General features: G+C 37.9%; 20 protein-coding genes. 3 read left to right on the forward strand and 17 right to left on the reverse strand.

The genetic code is table 11. The annotated features are described in order from the left end of the window. Nucleotide 1: 1 nt before the first annotated feature. The 4 genes from F933_RS01535 to rpe all read right to left on the reverse strand — a co-directional run bounded on the left by F933_RS01535 (nucleotide 2) and on the right by rpe (nucleotide 4,341). Nucleotides 2-904, reverse strand: a complete 903-nt coding sequence (locus tag F933_RS01535) for a copper resistance protein B (protein ID WP_005057748.1) — start codon at nucleotides 902-904, stop codon at nucleotides 2-4. Continuing rightward, entirely contained in the window at nucleotides 891-2,789 is a 1,899-nt protein-coding gene (locus F933_RS01540) for a copper resistance system multicopper oxidase (RefSeq protein WP_005057749.1), read from the reverse strand. The genes F933_RS01535 and F933_RS01540 overlap by 14 nt, the downstream gene beginning before the upstream one ends. 76 nt (nucleotides 2,790-2,865) lie before the next feature. Further along, entirely contained in the window at nucleotides 2,866-3,285 is a 420-nt protein-coding gene (locus F933_RS01545; protein ID WP_005057750.1) for a hypothetical protein, read from the reverse strand. Between the two features lie 369 nt (nucleotides 3,286-3,654). Continuing rightward, nucleotides 3,655-4,341, reverse strand: a complete 687-nt coding sequence (gene rpe / locus F933_RS01550; protein WP_005057752.1) for a ribulose-phosphate 3-epimerase — start codon at nucleotides 4,339-4,341, stop codon at nucleotides 3,655-3,657. A gap of 182 nt (nucleotides 4,342-4,523) precedes the next feature. On the opposite strand from rpe, the gene F933_RS01555 reads away from it, so the two are divergent. Further along, the gene (locus F933_RS01555; protein WP_005057755.1) at nucleotides 4,524-4,799 is read left to right on the forward strand and encodes a DUF2218 domain-containing protein; all 276 of its coding nucleotides are present in this window, start codon (nucleotides 4,524-4,526) and stop codon (nucleotides 4,797-4,799) included. 26 nt (nucleotides 4,800-4,825) lie between these two features. Here the strand turns inward: F933_RS01555 and fghA are convergent, their stop codons facing one another. From fghA to F933_RS01590, 7 genes are all read right to left on the reverse strand, one after another. After that, complete coding sequence (gene fghA, locus F933_RS01560; RefSeq protein ID WP_005057757.1) at nucleotides 4,826-5,671, reverse strand: S-formylglutathione hydrolase; 846 nt, start codon at nucleotides 5,669-5,671, stop codon at nucleotides 4,826-4,828. After that, nucleotides 5,640-7,085, reverse strand: a complete 1,446-nt coding sequence (locus tag F933_RS01565) for a C13 family peptidase (RefSeq protein WP_005057759.1) — start codon at nucleotides 7,083-7,085, stop codon at nucleotides 5,640-5,642. The genes fghA and F933_RS01565 overlap by 32 nt, the downstream gene beginning before the upstream one ends. A 203-nt stretch (nucleotides 7,086-7,288) precedes the next feature. Next, nucleotides 7,289-8,098: a class I SAM-dependent methyltransferase gene (locus F933_RS01570; RefSeq protein ID WP_005057761.1), complete on the reverse strand. Its 810-nt coding sequence runs from the start codon at nucleotides 8,096-8,098 to the stop codon at nucleotides 7,289-7,291. Further along, nucleotides 8,098-8,919 carry an undecaprenyl-diphosphate phosphatase gene (locus tag F933_RS01575; protein ID WP_005057764.1) on the reverse strand — a complete coding sequence of 274 codons (822 nt, stop codon included), beginning with the start codon at nucleotides 8,917-8,919 and terminating at the stop codon, nucleotides 8,098-8,100. The genes F933_RS01570 and F933_RS01575 overlap by 1 nt, the downstream gene beginning before the upstream one ends. An 8-nt stretch (nucleotides 8,920-8,927) precedes the next feature. Then, the gene (gene tsaB, locus F933_RS01580; RefSeq protein ID WP_005056824.1) at nucleotides 8,928-9,611 is read right to left on the reverse strand and encodes a tRNA (adenosine(37)-N6)-threonylcarbamoyltransferase complex dimerization subunit type 1 TsaB; all 684 of its coding nucleotides are present in this window, start codon (nucleotides 9,609-9,611) and stop codon (nucleotides 8,928-8,930) included. Nucleotides 9,612-9,754: 143 nt separating this feature from the next. After that, on the reverse strand, nucleotides 9,755-10,282 hold the full coding sequence (locus F933_RS01585) for a gamma carbonic anhydrase family protein (protein WP_167539054.1): 528 nt from the start codon (nucleotides 10,280-10,282) through the stop codon (nucleotides 9,755-9,757). Nucleotides 10,283-10,313: 31 nt separating this feature from the next. Next, nucleotides 10,314-10,928, reverse strand: a complete 615-nt coding sequence (locus tag F933_RS01590) for a CoA pyrophosphatase (protein ID WP_167539050.1) — start codon at nucleotides 10,926-10,928, stop codon at nucleotides 10,314-10,316. 120 nt (nucleotides 10,929-11,048) lie between these two features. On the opposite strand from F933_RS01590, the gene F933_RS01595 reads away from it, so the two are divergent. Next, nucleotides 11,049-11,597, forward strand: a complete 549-nt coding sequence (locus F933_RS01595; RefSeq protein WP_005057770.1) for an NUDIX hydrolase — start codon at nucleotides 11,049-11,051, stop codon at nucleotides 11,595-11,597. Between the two features lie 39 nt (nucleotides 11,598-11,636). Here the strand turns inward: F933_RS01595 and filF are convergent, their stop codons facing one another. The 6 genes from filF to filA form a co-directional block, all read right to left on the reverse strand. Further along, nucleotides 11,637-13,604, reverse strand: a complete 1,968-nt coding sequence (filF, locus tag F933_RS01600) for a putative pilus system protein FilF (RefSeq protein WP_005057772.1) — start codon at nucleotides 13,602-13,604, stop codon at nucleotides 11,637-11,639. Between the two features lie 23 nt (nucleotides 13,605-13,627). Continuing rightward, a complete protein-coding gene (gene filE, locus F933_RS01605) occupies nucleotides 13,628-14,803 on the reverse strand; it encodes a putative pilus assembly protein FilE (protein WP_005057773.1) in 1,176 nt (391 codons plus the stop codon). Continuing rightward, nucleotides 14,803-16,467 carry a putative pilus system OmpP1/FadL family transporter FilD gene (filD, locus tag F933_RS01610; protein ID WP_005057775.1) on the reverse strand — a complete coding sequence of 555 codons (1,665 nt, stop codon included), beginning with the start codon at nucleotides 16,465-16,467 and terminating at the stop codon, nucleotides 14,803-14,805. Before filD ends, filE begins: the two co-directional genes overlap by 1 nt. A gap of 12 nt (nucleotides 16,468-16,479) precedes the next feature. Further along, a complete protein-coding gene (gene filC / locus F933_RS01615; protein WP_005057776.1) occupies nucleotides 16,480-17,598 on the reverse strand; it encodes a putative pilus system protein FilC in 1,119 nt (372 codons plus the stop codon). A 43-nt stretch (nucleotides 17,599-17,641) separates the two neighbouring features. Continuing rightward, nucleotides 17,642-18,475 (reverse strand): putative pilus system C39 family peptidase FilB, encoded by an 834-nt coding sequence (gene filB / locus F933_RS01620; RefSeq protein WP_034710282.1) that lies wholly within the window; start codon nucleotides 18,473-18,475, stop codon nucleotides 17,642-17,644. A 268-nt stretch (nucleotides 18,476-18,743) separates the two neighbouring features. Beyond that, nucleotides 18,744-19,697, reverse strand: a complete 954-nt coding sequence (filA, locus tag F933_RS01625) for a putative pilus system protein FilA (RefSeq protein ID WP_005057779.1) — start codon at nucleotides 19,695-19,697, stop codon at nucleotides 18,744-18,746. 509 nt (nucleotides 19,698-20,206) lie between these two features. Here filA and pabB point away from each other — a divergent pair. Next, nucleotides 20,207-21,559 carry an aminodeoxychorismate synthase component I gene (gene pabB, locus F933_RS01630; RefSeq protein WP_005057781.1) on the forward strand — a complete coding sequence of 451 codons (1,353 nt, stop codon included), beginning with the start codon at nucleotides 20,207-20,209 and terminating at the stop codon, nucleotides 21,557-21,559. Nucleotides 21,560-21,572: the final 13 nt, after the last annotated feature.

Consider the following 21,572-nt stretch of genomic DNA (forward strand, 5'->3'; position numbering starts at 1 on the left):
ATCAGAACTTTAAGCTTAGCCCTGCGCCATAGACCCACCCTGTTTTAGAGTCACTGGCCGTTTGCCAATTGGTTTCTTTAAGCCCTTTGCCGTAGCCATAACCGACATCGATAAAAGGCATGACTCGATTCTTGACGATTTCATAGCGGGTTTTGATGCCTACTTCAGCATTTGTTAGGCCGGTTTTTGCAGCATACTTGGATTCATCTCGAATGACCCATTCCATTTCCAGATAAGGCTGCATGATCAACTTTTGTGTGAGTAATAAGTCTCTTTCGGTTTCCAGAACAAAACGCCATTGTTGATCTTTTCCGAAATAGACATGTGCATCTGTTTCAAAGAAATAAGGTGCCATACCATGTAAACCGACAACTCCTTCGAATTGTTCCTTATCCAACTCACGCTCAGGGTTATAACGGTAATTTACCCCTGCTTGTACATCCCAGAAGTCAGTAATATTACGGCTATAAAGTGCAGCAAGACTCTGCTCAGATTTTTCCGATTCGACCTTGGCATAATCCGCGATGATAAATAACTTGTTCTCATCGGTTCCAATCCAAGTTTTCAATTTGGATTGGAGTGTGCCTTGTCCATCTTCGTCCAACAACCATTGTGTATCTAGCTGAATCACCTGATAGATCTGTCCACCATGCTCTTTGTAATGGTCAGCATGTTCATCTTTATTTTGCGTCTGTGAGGAAAGCATTGAACTTTGATGTTGCAAATGATCCATCGGAATTGATGCATTTATCGCCATGTTCTGCTGTGCCAGCCTATCTATTTGCATCATCTGATCGTGCCCTTCATGCGCATAAGCAAATGCACTCAAAGAAGTAACCACACTACCCATCGCCAATAATTGCGTATAACGTTTCATCTTCGAAGATCGCTTAGTGATGTGCATGGCTCGCTCCTTGAGATGATTGAACTGGTGCTTGTTTTGGAGCTTTGCTGTCATCCACATTGGCAACAATCAACTTACTCATCATGCCCGCACTCATGTGATACATCAAATGACAATGGATTGCCCATTCGCCAAGCTCATCCGCAGTCAATAGGGCTGTAACTGTCTTGCCAGGTGGCACAATGACGGTATGTTTATTTGGCATATCCCGTGGAGCCTGACCATTTTCCAACTGCATAAACATGCCGTGTAAATGCATTGGGTGCGCCATCATACTTTCATTCACAAACTTCAAGCGAATACGTTCACCGTACTGAACTTTCAATGGTTCGAAATCTTTATCACTGAATTTTTTACCATCAATCGTCCAAATATAACGTTCCATGGTTCCACCCAAACGAATCACTAATTCACGCTCTACAGGACGGCTATAGCTTTCAGTTTGTGGTTGTAATGATTTCAAATCTGCATAGCTTAAAGCTTTATGACCTGCGGGTGTTGCTGCATTCGCCCATCCCTGCACGGTATCTGAAGCTATTTTTTCAGAAGATGCGACCATCTGATGTTCGCTATGATCTGACGTTGCTGGAGCAGACATATCCATCTGAGCATGTGCATTATGATCCATTTTCGACATGTCCATTTTTCCATGTGCGCTATGATCCATCGCAGTTTGTTGCATCAGTGCAATCTGAGCTTTGTCCTGTGGCATCTGATGCTGACTATGTTCCATATCTGTCATCTTCATTTGCTGATCTGAGCCATGATTCATTTTGCTCATATCCATTTGACCATGCGAACCATGATCCATGCCCATATCTTCCATGGTCAATAAAGCACGTGGACGCGATTGCGGCATCATCACGCTGTTTTGTGCTGGATTCATCTCATTTTGCAATGATGCGATTGCAAAACCTGAGCGATCAATTGACTCTGCTTGAATTTGATAATGCGCTTGAGTTGGTTCAACAATCACATCATAAGTTTCTGCCGCACCAATTCTAAACTCATCGACTGGAATGGGTTTGACCGGCTGACCATCTGCACTGACCACGGTCATTTTTAAGTTTGGAATACGTACATCAAAAAAAGACATTGCCGAAGCATTGATAAAACGTAACCGAACTTTTTCTTCTGCATTGAACGCACCTGTCCAATTTTGCTGAGGTGTTTTTCCATTGACGAGAAAGGTATAGCCAGTGACATCCGATAAATCAGTTTTCAGCATCCGCATTTGATTCCACATTGAGCGATCTTGCCATGTGGCTTTTAAACCTTGCTGCTTTAACTGTTTCCAGACATCGCTGACCGTTTCTCTTTGATTTTGATAATACTCAGCCGACTTCTTCAGATTTGCCATAATATTGTCACTTTCCGTTTCATGGAAGTCTGACAACATCACCACATAATCACGCTGTGTTTTTTCATGTGCAGCGACAGGTTGTTTTCCTTTCGGATAAATCACTAAAGCGCCGTACAAGCCATCTTGCTCTTGTCCTTTGCTATGCGCATGATACCAATAAGTTCCGTTTTGACGAACTTTGAAACGATACTCAAAACTACCGTTCGGTTTAATGCCTTTAAAACCATTAAAACCTGGCACACCATCCATCAAACCAGGTAACAACAATCCATGCCAATGCAGTGAAGTGTCTTGTTCTTTCAACTGGTTATGCACATGAATGACTGCTTCATCGCCTTCTTCAAACTCTAACAGTGGGGCAATAAATTTGCCGTTGACCGTGATGCGTTTCACTGGTTTTCCAGTCACATTCACCGCGCCTTGGTTAATATTCAGGTGATATTCTTTTATTGCAGCCCAACTATCAGGTGCAAACAATAGACTTAAGCTAGCAATGACACCAGCATATATTTTTGAGGACATAATATTTTTCCTAATCTGTTAACTTTTCAAATTGCTCATTTCTCTGTGATATAGAGAAACAGCTTTTAAAGACAGATTAGGTTCTAGGAGGGCGCAAAATCTCTTGCCAATAGCCAGCAAGATGTCGAGCCTGATAGGCTGTATGAATATGCGTATTTAACTCTAAAAAGGGCGAAGAAGACAGACTCGGTGTCTGTTGATCCAAAGCAAGATTAACCGTTTGACAATGTGAAGAACTATTGCAGTCCTGACAATGTACATTATCTTGCATCATTCCTTCATGACATTTCATGAAATTACCCGAATGGGCATGTGGCATTTGATGATGTTGATCCATCATTTGCTGGTCATGACAAGACATGGTTTGGGGCGTTGAAGACATCATTTGATCAGACTGAAGGGTTTGAACTGCTGCAACAGCCACACTGCTCCCCCCGATGAAAAATATCATCAGGAATACAAACCACAGATGTTTGTATTGCTTGCGCAGTTGCACTTAATGTTCCTTGTTTCAATCATCAAAAATTAATTTAGTCTGCTTAGCATAATTTCTTTTATAGTTATGCACAATCATCGAAGTGTTTGAATTTGGATAAATCTATTCAAAGCTTATATCAGATTGTTGTTTTATCAAACGAATCGACAATTTGACATCGACGGACAAAAAGAAAGCAAAATGAATAAGTTAATGCACAAAAAAAGGACAAAAACCTGTCCTTTTTTCATCGTTTTGTTGTGAATATAAACAATTGAAATGATTTTGTTTATTTTAACAACATCTTATCCACCTGCTTATCAACACGGTTATCCACCCAGTTATAAACAAGGTTATCCACAGGCTTGTGTGAAAAATAGGATAAAAACACTAAACTTCTGTTGCACCAACTTTTGCCAACTCTGCACGCATTTGGTCTATGACAGTTTTATAATCAGGTTGACCAAAAATCGCTGAACCGGCAACGAACATATCGGCACCTGCTTCCGCAATTTCACGGATATTTGCTGGGCCAACACCACCATCAACTTCTAAACGAATATCACGACCACTCGCATCAATAATTTTGCGTGCTTGACGAAGTTTTTCCAAAGTCATCGGAATAAATTTCTGACCACCAAAACCTGGGTTTACACTCATCAACAAAATTTGATCCACTTTATCTAAAACATAATCAAGATGATGTAACGGCGTTGCAGGATTGAATACTAAACCAGCTTTCGCACCACCAGACTTAATCAACTGCAAAGAACGATCAATATGATCTGTTGCTTCAGGGTGGAACGTAATAATGTCTGCACCCGCATCCAAGAAATCACCAATCATACGGTCTACAGGTGAAACCATAAGATGCACATCAATCGGTGCTTTAATGCCATAGTTTTTTAATGTCTTGCAGATACCCGCACCAAAAGTCAGATTCGGCACATAGTGGTTATCCATCACATCAAAATGTACAACGTCTGCACCCGCAGCTAGAACTTTTTCTACATCTTCACCTAAACGTGCAAAATCAGCAGATAAAATTGAAGGAGCAATTAAATAAGGCTTGGACATGGATGACCTGGCAACTAGGAAGAAATGATTAATCAATTATAGCAAATTCATTCTGCTTAGGGCTGTTACAAACATATTATTCGAGCATTGCAAACATGCAACATGCCGTTGCAGAGATACTATTTTTTTGTGCTTTCATGTTTGTTATGTTTTCTTATGACATAAAAAGATGACCTATACATATGAATAGCACAACTCAAATTGAAACAATTGAAGCCAAACGTATTAGTAAACGTTTAGTGAATCATTGGAAGCATAAATTTGAAGTATCAGAGACTGAGCTACATTCAAAAATTTTTATGCCGACAGCAACGGTTACTCTTACGCCAAATGAACAGCACCTAGGTGTACTGATTGAAAATCAGCAAGAAGATGTTCAACGCTTAGAACACGTGGTGATTGACCATTTAAATCGAATGGCACAACAAGAGTTTATTGTTGAATGGCAGCATCATTAAAAAGAAGCTCATATGAGCTTCTTTTTTTAACCTGCAACTTTTTCTAATTGTATGGCATGAAACTGTAAGTGATCATCAATAAAACTTTGAATAAAGTAATAACCGTGATCATAACTTTTATGTAAACGCAAAGTCAGATGTTGACCGACATCTAAGCAAGCTTGCTTAAACTTTTCAGGATTTAATTGATCATAGAACTGATCATCCAAACCTTGATCAATCAGAATTTCATCAAAAATTCGACCTTTTTGTTGAATCAATGCTGTAGCGTCATGCGCTAACCATTGTTGTTGATCAGCACCAAGATATTGGCTAAATGCTTTTTCACCCCAAGGACAAATACTTGGTACACAAATCGGAGCAAAAGCAGAAACTGATTTAAATTGTTCAGGATATTTAAATGCCAAAGTCAAAGCACCATGACCACCCATCGAATGTCCAAAGATACCAATTTGACTTTCAATGATTGGAAACTCTTGTAATACATGCGCATACAGTTCATCGACCAAATAAGATTCCATTTGGTAATGTTCAGCCCAAGGCTGTTGCGTCGCATTGATATAAAAACCTGCACCCTGACCAATATCCCAATGATCCCCTTTTGCCACATTTTCACCGCGGGGTGAAGTATCAGGCATAATCAAAATCAGACTTAATCGTGCCGCCATTCGTTGAGCATGTGCTTTGATGGCGAATGTATCTTCTGTACAAGTCAAACCAGCAAGATAAAATAATGCTGAACACGGCTTCCCTTCCAAAGCAGCGGGCGGTAAATATACACCTACTTTGGCTAAGCCTTTAAGATGTTGAGATTCTAGTTGATAAATTCGTTGTTCACCCTCAAAACAACGATTTTTTTGCATGAGCTGCATGTTGATCATCCTGTGATTTTGTAATATCTGTTGTTGTCAAATTCTGTGTAGGAAATAAATATGGTTCTAATTGTGGCAACATCAATTCCATATTACGCCCGATTGCCCATTGAGGTTCAGACGGTTCAACACCTTGTGCAACTTCCCACTTCGTAACAGTTTGCTTAGCTTGTTCAAATGCTGTTTTCATCGAATATTGTTCACGCATTGCCAAATCGAAAAATGCACGTCCAAAATAAGTATAATCAGCTTCATTATTACAACCAAAAGAGGTTTTATCTGCTGCTGAAGCAGTAATAATTAAAGTATCAGGTGATTGTAATGCGGGTATAAAACTACCCGAATAGCAAGCTGAAATCACAATGACTCGCCAGCGAATCCCTGACTTATCTAAAGTTTCACGTAACCACTTCGGATCAACTTGCCCCAAATTTAAAGGCGCATTTTCAATTTCAAAATGATTACGTTCGCCATGTGAAGTCATATATAAAAATAACACATCGCTATCACGATTCATTTGTTGACCAATACGGCGTAGCGCCAATTCCATACTGGTTTTAGAGGCGATCGGCACTTCTAAACGCGTCGCTGGATTATTGATTAACATGATAGAACGACCCACTGTGCCAAATCGTGTATCAAACTGCTCTCTTATTCGCTCAATTTCAGATTTAAATACATCCACATAGCTATCACCTGCCACGCCCATAAAATACCAATGACTTTTAGTGATATCACCATATTGAATCTGATCAAGCGCCTGATTTAATAAATCAGATTGGGCATAAAATGCATCTTCGGCGAAACTTGGTGGTGTTTGTTCTACTTTCCAAATGGGTTGATCTTTAACTGAAAGCTGCCAAACGACCATCGTCGCAATAGTGGCAATAAAAACTAAACCACGTTCCCACCACGGCCAGTTTAAAGCACGAGAAAAGACCCAAATGACGGCGAGACTTTGCCAAACGAATAAACCGACAAACAATGGAGGCAAGAAACCATTGTAGATACTATCTGGGATAAAATTTAGATAGCCATTTGAACCCAAATACTGAATGATACATTGTAAAAGCAGAATATTGGTATCAAGAACAAGCCACAATAATGCAGGTACTAACATCAAGCGAGGTTGATTCATGCGTTGAGAGAGGAAAATACCCACAATCAATGCAATAAAAGGCCAAAGTGCATAGCCAATCAGCCCTTGAGGGTTAAAATCACCAATTTGACCTGCTACTAACCAACTATATAAAGAGTTGGTACATCCACCCAAAACTCCCCAAATAATAAGTTGAGTAATCGATGGATGAACGACTTGTAATGAACGACGTGACCCAAGAAACAACCACATTCCAGCAATTTGGTTACTTTTAAAATCATGCCAGATATTAATAGAGGGCTTAAGGTCAATCATAAAATTCTTCGGGAGGTTCTCTTTTCTAGCCTAAACTGAAAACATGCTATTCTAAATATTGAATAAACCGTACTTTTCTAAAAAGACGCTATGCGTGACTGTAGTTTAAGCTCGACAAGAATTTTTTAGCAATCATGCTTTTGCACTATATCACAAATCTTTACGTAGCATTGACGCAAGCCAAACAATCAAATTGCTCTTATTTATATTTGACCTTTTGGAAAATATGCATCAAAACGACATGCATCTCCCAACCATTGATGATCCGGTGTTTGCTCTGCTAGATAAACAGCATGTCTCGGTCGTTTAACTATCACTCTCTTCGCAATTTTTTGAGCTAAATGCAACAGCTGATCACCTAAATCCATTTCTCCATCTTCAGGTAGTAACATGTGCAATAACTGCATTTGCTTTTTCACTTGTGCTTGTTTTTTCTGGGCTTGATGATTCTGATCACGCTGCGGAAACATAGGATCTAAATACACAACATCTACATATTCACTTTGTTGTGCCAACTCATTTAAATAGCTATTTGAATCGGCATGAATCAGTTGAATGCGTGACATATGTGCTTGTAAAAATGCATCTTGTTCAGCTTGTGCCTTAGTGTATTCCAATAACACGAATAGAATCGGATGTCGTTCAATCAAACGAACATTTGCTCCGAGATAAGCCATAAGTAAACTGTCATGACCAAGTCCAGCTGTTGCATCAATCAAGCTTGGTTTTTCACCAAGTTGACAAGCTCTAGCAAGCATTTCCGATTTTAAGCTGGCCCGTTTTAAACGAGGAATTTCAGCACGCCAATCAGGTTGCATTTTCATGCCATTCGCGGAGAGACTCAATCCATCTTCATCCAAAACCAACGCCATTTCTGGATTTAAACGCAGAAAACGAGCATTGATCTTTTCAACCAATTGCCCTGTAAGCTGTACATTCAATTCAGCCAAACGTGTTTGCAATCGCTGAAATTGCTGTTCACATTCTGCTGGATACCAACATTTCATCTGCATTACCAATGCACCCAACCCGTCCACCAAGTCGCCAAGATAAAAACACCGAAACCGATACGATAATACGCAAATGCGGTGAAGTCATGTTTAGAAACATATCGAATCAGTGCTCGAATCACAATCAATGCAGAAATAAAAGCGACAACAATTCCAACACCTAGAACCACCATATCATTGCTATGTAATTCATGGCGCATTTTATACATATCTAATAAACCTGCCCCCATCAGCACAGGAATACCTAGGAAAAATGAAAACTCGGCAGCAGCTTTACGTGAAATACCTAAAAACAGTGAACCAATAATGGTTGAACCTGAGCGTGAAGTTCCTGGTATGAGTGCAAAACATTGGATAAGACCAATTAATGTAGCTTGTTTAAAAGTTAAATCTTCAACTTCATGACTAACCACTTGATGCTGACGACGTTCGGCCCACAAAATAATGAAACCACCAATAATTAAAGCAATCGCGACTGTAATTGCATTAAAAAGATAAGCTTTTACTACATCACCAAAGGTCAAGCCAATAATTACGATTGGAATAGAAGCAATAATTAAATTTAGGCTGAGGCGACGACCTTGTTCTTGTCCTGTAAGTGCACCGATCAAGGCACCCCACAACTTCCCCCAATATTCATAAATGACAGCAGCAATTGCACCTATTTGTACCGCCACAGCAAACATATCTCTTTTTTCAATACTCCAAAAATCAAGTAATTGACCAGTTAGAATTAAATGTCCTGTACTCGAAATGGGTAGAAATTCAGTAATGCCCTCGACCAACCCCATCATTGCTGCTTTTAATAGCAATAAAAGACCCATAATTCACCCTAGTTTGCTTTACCTTGATCTGGAATTTTCTTCCATGCATCATCACGCAAATACACAGGTAATGCCTGTTCAGCATCTACCCATTTTTGTTGCATGGCAGATACACGAGCAATGATTGAGATATCCTGTGCAGTCGCAATAATTTTTGACATAGAATCGTCACTTGATTTTACGAGATCAGGCTTAATCAATTCTGAACCAGAACCAATTATTTCAAATTGAGAATAATCTGCGGCATCTTCATAATTTAATAATTTTTCGGCATCTACAGCCTGCATAATCCCATGATCATCTAAGCTAAAATTAGCAATATAGACCTCTTTCATACGCGCATCGAGTACAGCACTGACCTGAGTTAGACCAGTTAAACGATATGCTGCTTGTGCTAGAGCTTGTAAACTTGATATAGGAATAACGGGTAAATCTTGAGACCATGCCAATGCCTGTGCAACAGCAGCATTAATACGAACACCACTAAATGAACCTGGTCCACGACTAAAGGCGATTGCAGTCAAATCAGAAAATTGTATTCCTGTTTTCAATAATGCTTGTTCAATTAACGGCAAAATTGTTTGTGTTTGTGCTTTAGGTCGCGCATCCAATTGGAAAAATAGTTCCTGAACCTCATCAATCAATGAAACAGAACACTGCTCATTTGCAGTTTCCAATGCAAGCAACTTCATGCAAAAACCTTAGTCTGAAAGAGATAAAAAACGATGAGTATCATACTCCACCCAAACGCGCTATGCGAGTTATTGGCTTTTGATAGATACAAAAAAGCCAAGTTGATCCTTGGCAAATAATGAATTGATATTAATTCCCTTTACTAGAATGTAAATTCTTCCAATTCTAAGAAGTTTTTATAGTGTTCAGCATAATGTAAGGCACTTAAACGCAATCTCACAGCCCCCTGTTCATCTAAAGTTTTAATTACTTTTCCAGGTGAACCCATGACCACAGAATTATCGGGAATAACTTTGCCTTCAGGAATCAAGGCATTTGCACCAATGATGCAATTTTTACCAATCACGGCATTATTTAATACGACAGCATTTATACCAATTAAAGAGTTATCTCCAATGGTGCAGCCATGTAACATTACCTGATGACCAACTGTCACATACTCCCCAATATTGAGCTCAATTCCTGCATCTGTGTGTAAAACAGCATTTTCTTGAATATTTGAAAAATTTCCAATACGAATTTTAGAATTATCGGCTCGTACAACTGCACCAAACCAAATACTAACTTGGCGGCCTAATTCTGCTTGACCAATCACCGTCGCTGTTGGAGCAATCCAACCATCCCACGGTTCATATAATGCTTTTGGACTCAATCCTTGATACTTATACATCATGTTAAAAATTCACCTTAATAAAATATGATTAAAATTTAGATAAACCGAAATGAGGAGGATTTACTAGGAAAGGCCAATTCTTTTGATATCCCAGCCCATATTGAAATAACGACACCAACATGCGTGCAGTCAGCCCCCACACTATTTCACTCTCAACTTGCATACTTGGAAAATAAATTGACTGTCTTGCAAGGCGCACTTCATACGGTAAAGGCGGCGCATCAATTAACTGTTGTAACGGGGCAAAGAAAATACGATCAATTTCTGTGGGTTGGGCAATCAAATCCACTTCAGCAGGAATCAAACCAACAATAGGTTTGACCGATAAACCACTGCGAGCACGTTGCAAAGGCAAATCTCCCAAAAGCTTGACATCAAATGGATTTAATGCGGTTTCTTCTTGTGCTTCTCGTAGAGCAACAACAATATTACTCGTATCACTTGGGTCGCGCTTACCACCAGGAAATGATACTTCACCTGCATGTTGAGACAATTGCATAGAACGCCGCGTGAGCAATACTTTAGGCTGCGCTTCTTGCGTAATCGCAATTAATACAGCTGCATCTGCTTGTTGGATTCGTTTGGAAAAACGCAACCGTTGTTCTAAAAGTTGTATTAACGATGGCTCTTCCATATGACTCATCTCTTATTCTTACGATCCTTACAAATCATCATAACTGAAATTTCCATGACAATCATAGATCATGATGCGAAGTGATAAAAATTCGGTTATGCTGAGTGATCTCTATCGCTGATGATAATTATGAGCTTTTGCGTTGCGTGTGGACATCAAACTGAAGCAAAAATCCCAGTAGGTGATCATAAAACAAGACTGGTCTGCACAAACTGTGGCAACATCCACTATGAAAATCCAAAAGTGATTTGTGGAGCATTAGCAATTTGGGATGACAAAGTTTTACTGTGTCGTCGTGCCATAGAACCTCGTTATGGATTATGGACACTCCCTGCTGGCTATATGGAATTGTTCGAAACAATGGAGCAAGGGGCCGCACGCGAAACAAGAGAAGAGGCTGAAGCCGAAGTAGAAATTGAACAGCTTTACTGCATGTATAATATTCCACGCATTGGACAAATCTATGTCCTCTTTAAAGCCCAATTAAAACAAGGTTTATTCGGTGCTGGTGAAGAAAGCCTAGAATGCCGTTTATTTGAAGAACATGAAATTCCATGGACTGAACTTGCTTTTCCGAGTGTTGAACATACGCTGCGACATTATTTTGAAGATCGTAAACAAGGACTATTCCCTTCTCATCTAGAAACGTTAGGTACTCGTTTAGATCAAACAGGTTAAATAAAAAAGACCGCATTTGCGGTCTTTTTTATTTAATGCTTAAGACTTTGTTTTAATTGCTTTACATGCAGGAATATTTTGGTCTGCAATTTTAATTGTTACAGTACCCGAATATCTCTTAGCTAAATCCCTTTCTTCTGTGGTTGGAGCAACATACTTATTTTTCTCTTCAGTCGTCAATTTATCATAAAGCTCATTATAAACTAGTTGATAAGCTGCAAAAGTATTTGACCAAGTAACCGTATTGTTTGAAAAGTTAGTCAGGTTAATACCTGAGGATTGACCAGCTAGCAAATTGTGAATATTAATTTTAGCACCCGTACCCGCACTTAAATTCAATCCAAACAATGCACCATCAACATTACCAAATTTAGGGTTGGACAAAATCATTCTGACCGAGATTGATTTATCATTGGTAGAGAATAATGTTGCACCTGTCGTTCCAATACGGTATTGAATTTGATCATTGCTGTCAGTAATTGTTCCATCTGAATTCACAGATTTAACTGTAGCACACACCCCTGATTTATCAGTTGCTGTCGCATTGGCCTTAATATCTGTTCGAATATCACCATTTTCATCAATCATAATTCCGAGATCGACTGGTTGAAAACTAGTCTCTTGGAATCTAAAAGTTAATGTTGCATACAGTGGGAAGATATATTGCTGTTGTGAATTCACATTTGCTTCGGTCTTAAAAATATCTTTTGCCAAATAGCTTGAAGGGTTTACTTTTACAATATCGATCGTACCTTTATATAGTTGACTATCAATATTTTGCTCCCATAAACCGAGTAGAGAATTATCAACTGCATCAGTCTCTTTTAATTTCATGAGTTGTCTATATATACCAGCAGTACCTGCAATGGTATTACCATTAATCACCTTACCTTGCTTGATTGATAAGTTTTCTGCTGCATTATCACTTAAACTAAAATTTAACTTTTGATCAGGATTAATCGATTGCGTGATTTGATTAAGCCAAACATTTTGAGCATTTAATTGCATTTTAAGCGGTTTAACTTTAGTCGTTAAAACATAAGGCGCAAGAACCAAATCATTGGTTATTGTTGCTGGTCCGCGCCACTGTTGACCATAACCTAAAATATAGCCTTGACGATCAGATAAAAGTAAGAAGTTACCCATCGAATGTCGCAAATTAGTTTTATCGGTTGTGCATTTTGAATAATCTTCTTTATTACAACCAAAAAAACCATCAGGTCGAGTATTTGTAGTATTTATAGCACCCGCTTCACCACCTGCTTTTGCAATAGGTAGATCTGCCTGCCAAATACCAGTATTAGAAAGATTAATTAACTGTATTAATAACTTGAATGCTGTTTCATCAGTCACTGGCTCTAAATTCAACCAAGGTTTTAAAATTTCAATATATTCACCTGAAATTAATTGCTGAACTTCTACATTTTTTTCAATTTTATCTAAATCATTTCTTTTTTCTTTGGTGATTTCAGTAGGTTGAATGTCACCAACTACATTTGAATTTTGTTCAACACCTAAGCTTTGTAATATTTTGATATATGCCATCGCTACTTTAATCGTATCATCACTCATACTCAGTGATGTTGGAGCTTTGCCTGTTGCTCCCATAGCAATATCAATTAAACGGATACGTGGTGGAGTCGCCATTTTTAGTTTGGCAACATTATCTAATTTCACGGTACCAAGCGTAATTTTCTTGGCACTTTCACCTTGGATGTAAAAGGTTACACTATCGCCAAATTTACACGCCCCTGTGACGACGTTACTTTCTAATTTTGTAATGAAATGATTAACCTTATCCGTACTACAATCAAAGTTTAGCCCTGCAACTGGATAATCCATAACAAACTGCAAACAATCAGCCGAAGTTACATCACAACTTGTACTGGTCGTAATACCATTACCACGTGTTGGATCCTCATTAATTTTAGTACTTTCACCACCACAACCATTCAAAATTAATGTTAATGCAGAGAGTGTAAATGGTAATAATATTCTTTTATCCATGCTCAATTATTCCTAATTTCTAATTACTGTAAAACAGAAATTTTGATCTGTCCTTGATTTGAAAGTTCTTGCTCACTGACATCCACAGCCGATGCTAAGGGAGTCATCATTAGATATTTGGTATTCAGAGGTATTTTAACCACGCCATGTATGGCTGAATGTTGAAGTAATGTCGCTGGAGTTAATCCATTCTTAAAGCCACTTACGCCCTCTTGCATACATCCTTTATCATCAAGAAATACAATTAATGGCCAATAATAACTAGGTTTCTGATTACTAGATGCATAAGAATCAACTTGAATGTAGTCAACTTTGGAATCAATTTTAACCACTTCATATTCAAATTTTTCTTTCAGTGGCTTACGCGGCCAAAGCCCAATTTCTTTTTGCGATGTTAGTGTTTTAATAGATTTTGAATAATCTTGTAAGAAGCAGCGATCATTTTCAAATGCTATTGCTAAATCTTCAGCAGATAATCTGACATAGTTTTCAGCTAGTGCAATTGTAGTTGAGCTAGTTGGTTGTTTTCCCAATATTTTGTCAAGAACCGAGCGACTGACTCCTTTCTTCCGTTCAATCGTCTCCATACGACCACTGCCGTCTGGGAAAGAATAAAATCTTTTTTTGCCTTCTAAATTAAATTCTTGATTCTCCAAAAATTCATTATTTACGTATTCAGTTCCGTCAATATTAGTGAATGGTTTAGTTTCATTTCCTGTCGGCGAAACCTCAGTTTTATCTAAATTTTGAACAACTAAAGTAGGAGCTGTAGAGGAAATAATTTTTGGCTGTTCTACATTTAATTTTACTGACTTTTGCTGTTCTCTCTTTGGACTAGCTTTTAGTTCTATTTTGTTAACTGATTCAACTTGGTGAGCCTTGTTATTTATCTCGACTCCATTTTCAGCTCTTGGTTGCGTTTGTTTTTTAGATTGAGCTGAATCAACCACTAATGGGTTATTTATCTGCTGCTTCTCTTGTGATTGCTGTTGGACTGGTATTTCTCGTTTAACTGTTTCGGTAACACGATTATCAGAATCTAAAGATTTATTTTCAATTCTTTTAGGCACAATCATTGGACGACCATCTGGTCCAATGATTGTATAGAATCCATCAGCGTACACATACGTTCCACTTGCAAATGTAAGACATAACGTTAGCAAAGCAAGTTTAGATCGTTGATTAGTTTTCTTTTCCATTACCATCTAGTTCTATAGTTAATACCAAGCAAGGTTACTTTGGTATTGGTTTTAATATTCAAACCAGCATAAGGATTGAGCAAGATATTATCTACACCCGTTTTATTTGCAAGACTACTGCTGTTCGCAGGAATATCATCACGGCTGCGTAAAAAGCCCAAAGATAAATCCAAATCAGTATCTTGATCAAAACGATAACCAATCCCTAAACCAAATAATTGAGCATTATTAATCGGTACCATCGTATTGCGTTTATCATCTGGAATAGAACTAGTACGTGGCTCGTAACCCATTCGTAGTTTTAAACGATCAGTCGCCGAATATTCAAAACCAATACCCCAGCGCCATGAAGACTGGAATTTTAAAGGTAATGCTAGCGAACGATCTGTTACATCAGCTGATAATAGTTTTGCGACTTTTAATAATGATATCTGGCGATCGAACTCAAATTTAAATTTATCCCATGCTGAGAAGTCAGTCCAACCAATATCAAAATTCATTTGTAAGTCTGGGAAGATTTTATATTTGATCCCAGCTTTGAAATGCTGTGGATATTTAAAATCCATAGCAACCAAACCTGATTCAACATTTGGAACAAAGCCTGGTAAACCTAAGATTGCAGCAAGAATTTGCCCTGTAGCAGATGAGTTAAGACCAGCCACTAATTGTTGCGGTGCCACTGCGTTATTAATTAGGTATTTGCCACGTAAACGCATTTTAGCTTCACTTTGATAAACCATACCAAAACTAAAATCGTCTGTCGGTTCCCACAGGACCCCCAAGTTATAACTCGGACTTAATGACTGTTCAAGAGAGACATCCAATGAACCCATTTTATTAAATGGATTCATACCTTCTTTGGCATTACACATACCAAATAATAATAAATCGGTAATGATGTCGCCGTTGTCTTTAAATGGACCACACACGACTTCATCGACCATACGCAATACGCCGATCATTTCATTTGGAAAACGTAAATCAGTCTTCATAGCAATTGCTTGGTAAGACATACCAAAAGATGCACCTACCGATAGATGATCATTAACTTGATAACCAAACGATGGTGAAAGATATGTAATACGCTCTAAAGCAACCTGTTGTCCCATGTAATTACTAGGATTACCATCTTCTGCACCAAAACCTGCAACTAATGGCGCATAAACTGCAGTTGCATAAGTCACTTTGGAACCTGGTGGCTTATATGAAATACCTGCTGTAGGAGCTGCTAAAGGTGAATTAGGCCCTAGGTCTACAATTTTCTTCAGAATAGGAACATAAATACTTGCATATTCAACATCACCACTCACTGTCCCCTTAAAATCAGTACAGATATTAGCATCAACTTCTGGACCATCATTACAAACAAGTGGGTCATCTGAGTAACCAAAAACATTATAACCAGCAGGTGCAGAATAATCCCTTTTGATAGCAAAATTTGCAAGAATGCCTTGCACATCTGTTTGCAAACCTTCAAGTTTTGCCAATGCTGCAGGGTTAAAGTGTACAGCACTAATTCCTGGGGGATCAGCTGTAACAGCATTACCTAATGCTAAAGAACGCAAATCAACTGACAAATCCTGTCCAAGTTGAGCATGCGTAATATTGGATAGTCCAGCAACTAAAACAGCAATCGTTAAAGGACATAATTTAGGATGTTTCACCTTTACATCTCCTTAACGTAGCTTCTTACCAAAACCTATAATATCGAGCGGGAAAGATAAACCTAAAGAAACGTCAGGCGCATCTTCTGTTAAACCTATACCAACGGTACCGTTTACAATCGTTTCTGGTGAAACACGCACACCTAGCGCAAATGATAACATTGCACTACTTTGATCTGCCGATTTAAAGCTTTCTTCATTTTTGAAGTAGAATTTCGCACCAGTGTTAAAACTTTGCTGGTATGACATTGTTAAAGAAACATCATAGTTAAATGAATAAGCAAAGCCAAAAGAGAAACCACCACTTAAACCCGGATCAAAACTTTCTAAAACTCGCTGACCATTTTCAGCACCACCGCGCAACTGATTTAAACCACTTTCTTTCAGACCATAGTTAGCCGATACAGAAGTGAACAAAACCACAGGGTCAATATATTTACGTGTACTTGCCCCCACACCTACAGAGTAATAACCCTTACCTGTAGACAATTCATCAGTTCCAATTTCATAAGGGCTATCACCTGTTTTCGTAGAAAGGTTACCAAAAAGAACCAATGGCAAACGCCCTTGCTTCAGAGGAAATGGCTCCCAACGTGCACCAAATGAAATATCACCTAAACCTGCAGCGGTTGTGTCTTTTAATAATTCTTTTTTAGCCACCAATGGTAATGATGCAGATAAGGTTACATTATCCAAAAAACCATACTGAACAGTAAAAGTATTGGTCAAAGTATGGTTTGCATCTTCTTCAAATCGAAGATTATACAACTGACCATTCACCAACGATGAATCAACACGAGTATCACGATAATAAGTATAGTCAATATCGTAATAAGAAGAGAAAATGCCTTTTTTAATCAATGAATATTGACGCTCATTTGAAGTAAACACTTCTTGCAAGTTGGTCTCTTTAGTAGCATCCCCCTCTTGCTTTTGTAGGGCATTTGCAGCTTGATCTGCCCCACTATTTACTGGTGATGCAGCATTTTCAGGTGTTTCTATTATGCTACTACTCTCAGCTTGAACTTGTTCAGTCTGAGTCATTTGAGGCTGTTCTTCAGCATAAAGAGTTGATGTGATTGCGCTTAAACTTAACGCTAACACACTCATATTCATCCATTGATTATTCATTATGACACGTCCTACTTATGCATTTAATTTACTGAATTTTGGTTTATTTTCGCTTATAGTACATACGCATATAAGTCGTAACTGGCTTGTTATAATTTGCTGAATTTGGGTCAGAGTCCAAAACACGCCGCATTGTCGAAGCTTTATCAGCCATACGTTCAAATTTTTGTGTTGGGAATTGGATTTCTGCTAAGGCATATTTATTGATCGTTGCATCCTCCACATGACGCATATCAGCATCTTGTAAGGCCAACATATTTTTACGGTATTGCTCCGGTATATCTACAATAAATAAAGTATTGTTATCCCAAATTTCTTTAAATCGCGACTCATCAAAGCTTATATTACCTAATGATGGATCAGCTACATAAACTCTTCCATCTTTATACGCTTTATATACGACAAAATGCTTAAACCCAGCATAAGTAATCGGAACAATAGCTGGCTGCTTTAAAGAGGTCAGATCTGAAAACTCACCTCGGTAACCACCACTATTTAAGCCTAATGCTGTCACGAAACGCTTCATGTCCAATAATGAAAAACTTCGCCGTTCAATGATTCTTTGGTATTCCCCATATTGAAGCAACCCCGTCATTGTTTGTTGCTCAGTAAGCTTTAGACCACCATAACCGTTCAATAACGTTGTTAATGCTGCTGAACCACAACTATAGTCATAGGCTTGACGTACAATTCCTCGGAACTGGTCTTCTATTGCGGGTTTAATCGTAATTGCTTCATGGTGATTCCGAGCAAAGGATGTATTACGAGAATCTAAAGTTTCTGTGTAATACACAGTCCCCTCTGGTTTTTTTTCTATTTCGAAGGCTTGCGTTGTAAAGTAATACATCAATGCTGAGCCTAGAGCAATCTCTAACATAAGTCTCTTTCTTAACAGCGGCACTACTTGCCTTATTCATTTTATTTTTAGTGTCTAAGACACTATGTCCCTGTTTGTTGAAGATACCTTTTTTTATAAAAAAAAACAGCATTTTTTTAGTTTTTTTTGACGAAATGTAGCCAAATATCGAATTAGGTAAACTTATAGGACAAATTCGTGAATGTACTTACATATTCATCTTAAATTTAATTTCGTTTTTCGATTACATAAAAAAAGCGCACTTAAGTGCGCTTTTTTTTATTACAAATTAGTGACCAGAAATCGTGATACGCGTACCAGCAACATCACCAGCACCTACGTTGTAGTAAGTTTGCATACCTTGAACTTCAACATCACCGATTGAACCAGCTGCAGCACTACCTAACTTAACACTGCTAACATAGATATCAGTTTTAGGAGTTGATGCACCAGAACCAGTGATTACTTGTAAATAACCATTACCTGTCGTAGCAGAAGCACCAAATACACTTACTTTAGCATTTACAGACAAATCAGTAAGACCAGCGTCAGCAACTTTGATGCTACCAATACGAATTTCACCCGCTGGACGACTTGCTGCAGCATTTGCAGTAGAGTTATCCAAAATACCAAGATCAGTAATTTCTAAACCACCAGTCATAGTAGTATTCAATACAATCATTGCGCCTTGTGGTGCAGCACCTAATTGAATATTTGCGCTTGTAACACCAGTTTTTAAAGTTAAACCAGATAAAATAGCGTTGTAGTTTGCAGAATCATTACCACGACGGATATTAGTAGTACCTGCTGTACCAGAAGCAGAAACACCAATTTCACCAATTGCAATATTTAAACCTGAAACTTGAGCAGCAACGTTTAAGAATGCAGTATTACCACCACCAGCACCAGCATCAGTATCAATTGTGATATCAGCTAAATTGTGAGATGGTAATGTTGTAGTACCTGGGGTAATAACAATACCATTAGTTTGAGTTGCATTACCTTTGATAACAATCGCACCAGCAGTATCAGTACCACCCAAGCCAACTAAAGTACTGTCTAAACCATCATTATCATGGATTAAAACTTTTTCGATTTCAATTTTTGAAATACCGATACCTAGATTGATACCATCTTGACCTGTTGCAGCGCTTAGTGCAGCATCATCCATTGACTGCATAGCCATTGCATTTGCGCTAATCGCCATTGAAGAAACTAAAGCAAGTTTAGTAAACATTTTCATTGAGCACTCTCCCAAGAGCATTTATTTTTTGACTTTCACTACTCTAAACTGTCCACGGTCGTTTTTTTCTTAATGACAACTTGAACTTCCAATCCTTGAGTAGTTCGCTTAGCAAGTACTAAATTACAGGTTTGTTATTTTATGTTCAACTCCTGTTAAGCTTTTTTTGTAGATATCCCGACAAACGGCGTTCACCTAATTTGAGATTTATTTGAGCCTTTATTTCACAACATTAAGATAGTTCGAGATTTTTTTATTTTAGATTTTTCTTGTCATGAATCTTCGACATAGATTCTCACCATTTATTATTCTCTAATACGTTTCCAAATGTAAACAAGTATTCATTTCCTGCTCCTCAAGCGACCTTTATAACTTTATTTCATAAATAATAGTCTATCCATGATTTGAAAAGCCCTATTTAAGATGATCAAATGCGATAAAAATCGATACTAATTTTTGGTTGTAGTACAATTTATTCCCCAAATGTTGATGAATGTATTTTTCATTTTATGTCGTATTTTCAGCAAAAACTTGATCGCCAATTTACTTCAGCATTTGACCTACTTTCCCGGCTCAAAGACCTAACTGGTTTAGTTTTTTTACAAGATAATAGCGCGCCTATTATTGGGTTTTTACCAAAGAAGTTTTTAATTTTACAAAATTCAAGCTCAATACAATTTACTCAAAGTCGATTAAATCAATATCAACAAATCAATCATTCAACATCAATTTTAGATTTCGCAAAATTTAATTTAACAACAGATGATAAAAAATCCACACTATCCTTTCATGGCGGCTATATTGGTTTTTTTAGCTATGACTTTAGCGCCAATCAATTTATAAAAGTGCATTCACATCAGCAACCCAGTTTTTTCTTGGGTGAATATTCTACTTTTTTAAAGTTTGAAAAGAATGCTTGGTATTTTTATAGTGATGATCTTGAAGCAGACAGTATTTACCAATACATATCAGATTTAATTAATCAACCCTTAAAAGCCGAACAAGATCGATTGTTGTTAATTGAGGAATTTTCACCTAGATGGTCTAAGCAAGAGTATTTAAACAGTTTTAATCAAGTACAAGAATATATTAAAGCAGGTGATTGTTATCAAATTAACCTGACGCAAGAATTCTCAGCTCGTTCTCAAGGTTCAGTATTAAGCCGTGCGCAGGATTTATGGGAGCTAACCCATGCACCTTATGCTGGCTATCTAAAAATTAATGATTTTGAATTACTCAGTTGTTCACCTGAGTTGTTTATTGAATTTCAAAATGATCGAAAAATAAAAACACGCCCAATTAAGGGAACAATGCCTCGTTTTGATGATGCTGAACAAGATCAAATATCGAAAGCAAAGCTTAGAAACTCTCAGAAAGATCAAGCTGAAAATGTCATGATTGTCGATTTACTTCGTAATGATTTAAGTATTTATGCAGAAACGGGATCAGTAAACACCACAAAATTATTTGAAATAGAAAGCTTTAACCAAGTTCATCATATGGTGAGTGAAATTACCGCAACTTTAAAAGAACAAGTAAATCCAATGCAAATGTTATTGTCTGCCCTCCCAGGTGGTTCAATTACAGGGGCACCCAAAATTCGTGCAATGCAAATTATTGAAGAATTAGAAGGTGCACCACGTGGTGCTTATTGCGGTAGCTTAGGTTACTTCAATTTTGATGGAACAGGTTGTTGGAATATCTTGATTCGTAGCATCCAAAATTATCAAGATGAATTATCGATCTGGGCAGGTGGCGGGATTACAATTGCTTCTGATGCAGAAGCTGAATATCAAGAATGTTTTGATAAAATTTCTGCCATGCTTGATTTATTCAATACATGGCAGATAAACAAACACTGATTATTTTCAATAT

The sequence above is a fragment of the Acinetobacter beijerinckii CIP 110307 genome (assembly GCF_000369005.1).
Taxonomy (GTDB): Bacteria; Pseudomonadota; Gammaproteobacteria; order Pseudomonadales; family Moraxellaceae; genus Acinetobacter; species Acinetobacter beijerinckii.

Coding starts and splice junctions, on each gene's coding strand:
- F933_RS01555 (WP_005057755.1), top strand. CDS start 4,524: ATGAATAGCACAACTCAAATTGAAACAATTGAAGCCAAACGTATTAGT.
- F933_RS01590 (WP_167539050.1), bottom strand. CDS start 10,928: ATGAGTCATATGGAAGAGCCATCGTTAATACAACTTTTAGAACAACGG.
- F933_RS01595 (WP_005057770.1), top strand. CDS start 11,049: ATGAGCTTTTGCGTTGCGTGTGGACATCAAACTGAAGCAAAAATCCCA.
- filC (WP_005057776.1), bottom strand. CDS start 17,598: ATGAATAATCAATGGATGAATATGAGTGTGTTAGCGTTAAGTTTAAGC.
- filB (WP_034710282.1), bottom strand. CDS start 18,475: ATGTTAGAGATTGCTCTAGGCTCAGCATTGATGTATTACTTTACAACG.
- filA (WP_005057779.1), bottom strand. CDS start 19,697: ATGAAAATGTTTACTAAACTTGCTTTAGTTTCTTCAATGGCGATTAGC.
- F933_RS01565 (WP_005057759.1), bottom strand. CDS start 7,085: ATGATTGACCTTAAGCCCTCTATTAATATCTGGCATGATTTTAAAAGT.
- filF (WP_005057772.1), bottom strand. CDS start 13,604: ATGGATAAAAGAATATTATTACCATTTACACTCTCTGCATTAACATTA.
- tsaB (WP_005056824.1), bottom strand. CDS start 9,611: ATGAAGTTGCTTGCATTGGAAACTGCAAATGAGCAGTGTTCTGTTTCA.
- F933_RS01575 (WP_005057764.1), bottom strand. CDS start 8,919: ATGGGTCTTTTATTGCTATTAAAAGCAGCAATGATGGGGTTGGTCGAG.
- fghA (WP_005057757.1), bottom strand. CDS start 5,671: ATGCAGCTCATGCAAAAAAATCGTTGTTTTGAGGGTGAACAACGAATT.
- rpe (WP_005057752.1), bottom strand. CDS start 4,341: ATGTCCAAGCCTTATTTAATTGCTCCTTCAATTTTATCTGCTGATTTT.
- pabB (WP_005057781.1), top strand. CDS start 20,207: ATGTCGTATTTTCAGCAAAAACTTGATCGCCAATTTACTTCAGCATTT.
- F933_RS01570 (WP_005057761.1), bottom strand. CDS start 8,098: ATGCAGATGAAATGTTGGTATCCAGCAGAATGTGAACAGCAATTTCAG.
- F933_RS01585 (WP_167539054.1), bottom strand. CDS start 10,282: ATGTATAAGTATCAAGGATTGAGTCCAAAAGCATTATATGAACCGTGG.
- F933_RS01540 (WP_005057749.1), bottom strand. CDS start 2,789: ATGTCCTCAAAAATATATGCTGGTGTCATTGCTAGCTTAAGTCTATTG.
- filE (WP_005057773.1), bottom strand. CDS start 14,803: ATGGAAAAGAAAACTAATCAACGATCTAAACTTGCTTTGCTAACGTTA.
- F933_RS01535 (WP_005057748.1), bottom strand. CDS start 904: ATGCACATCACTAAGCGATCTTCGAAGATGAAACGTTATACGCAATTA.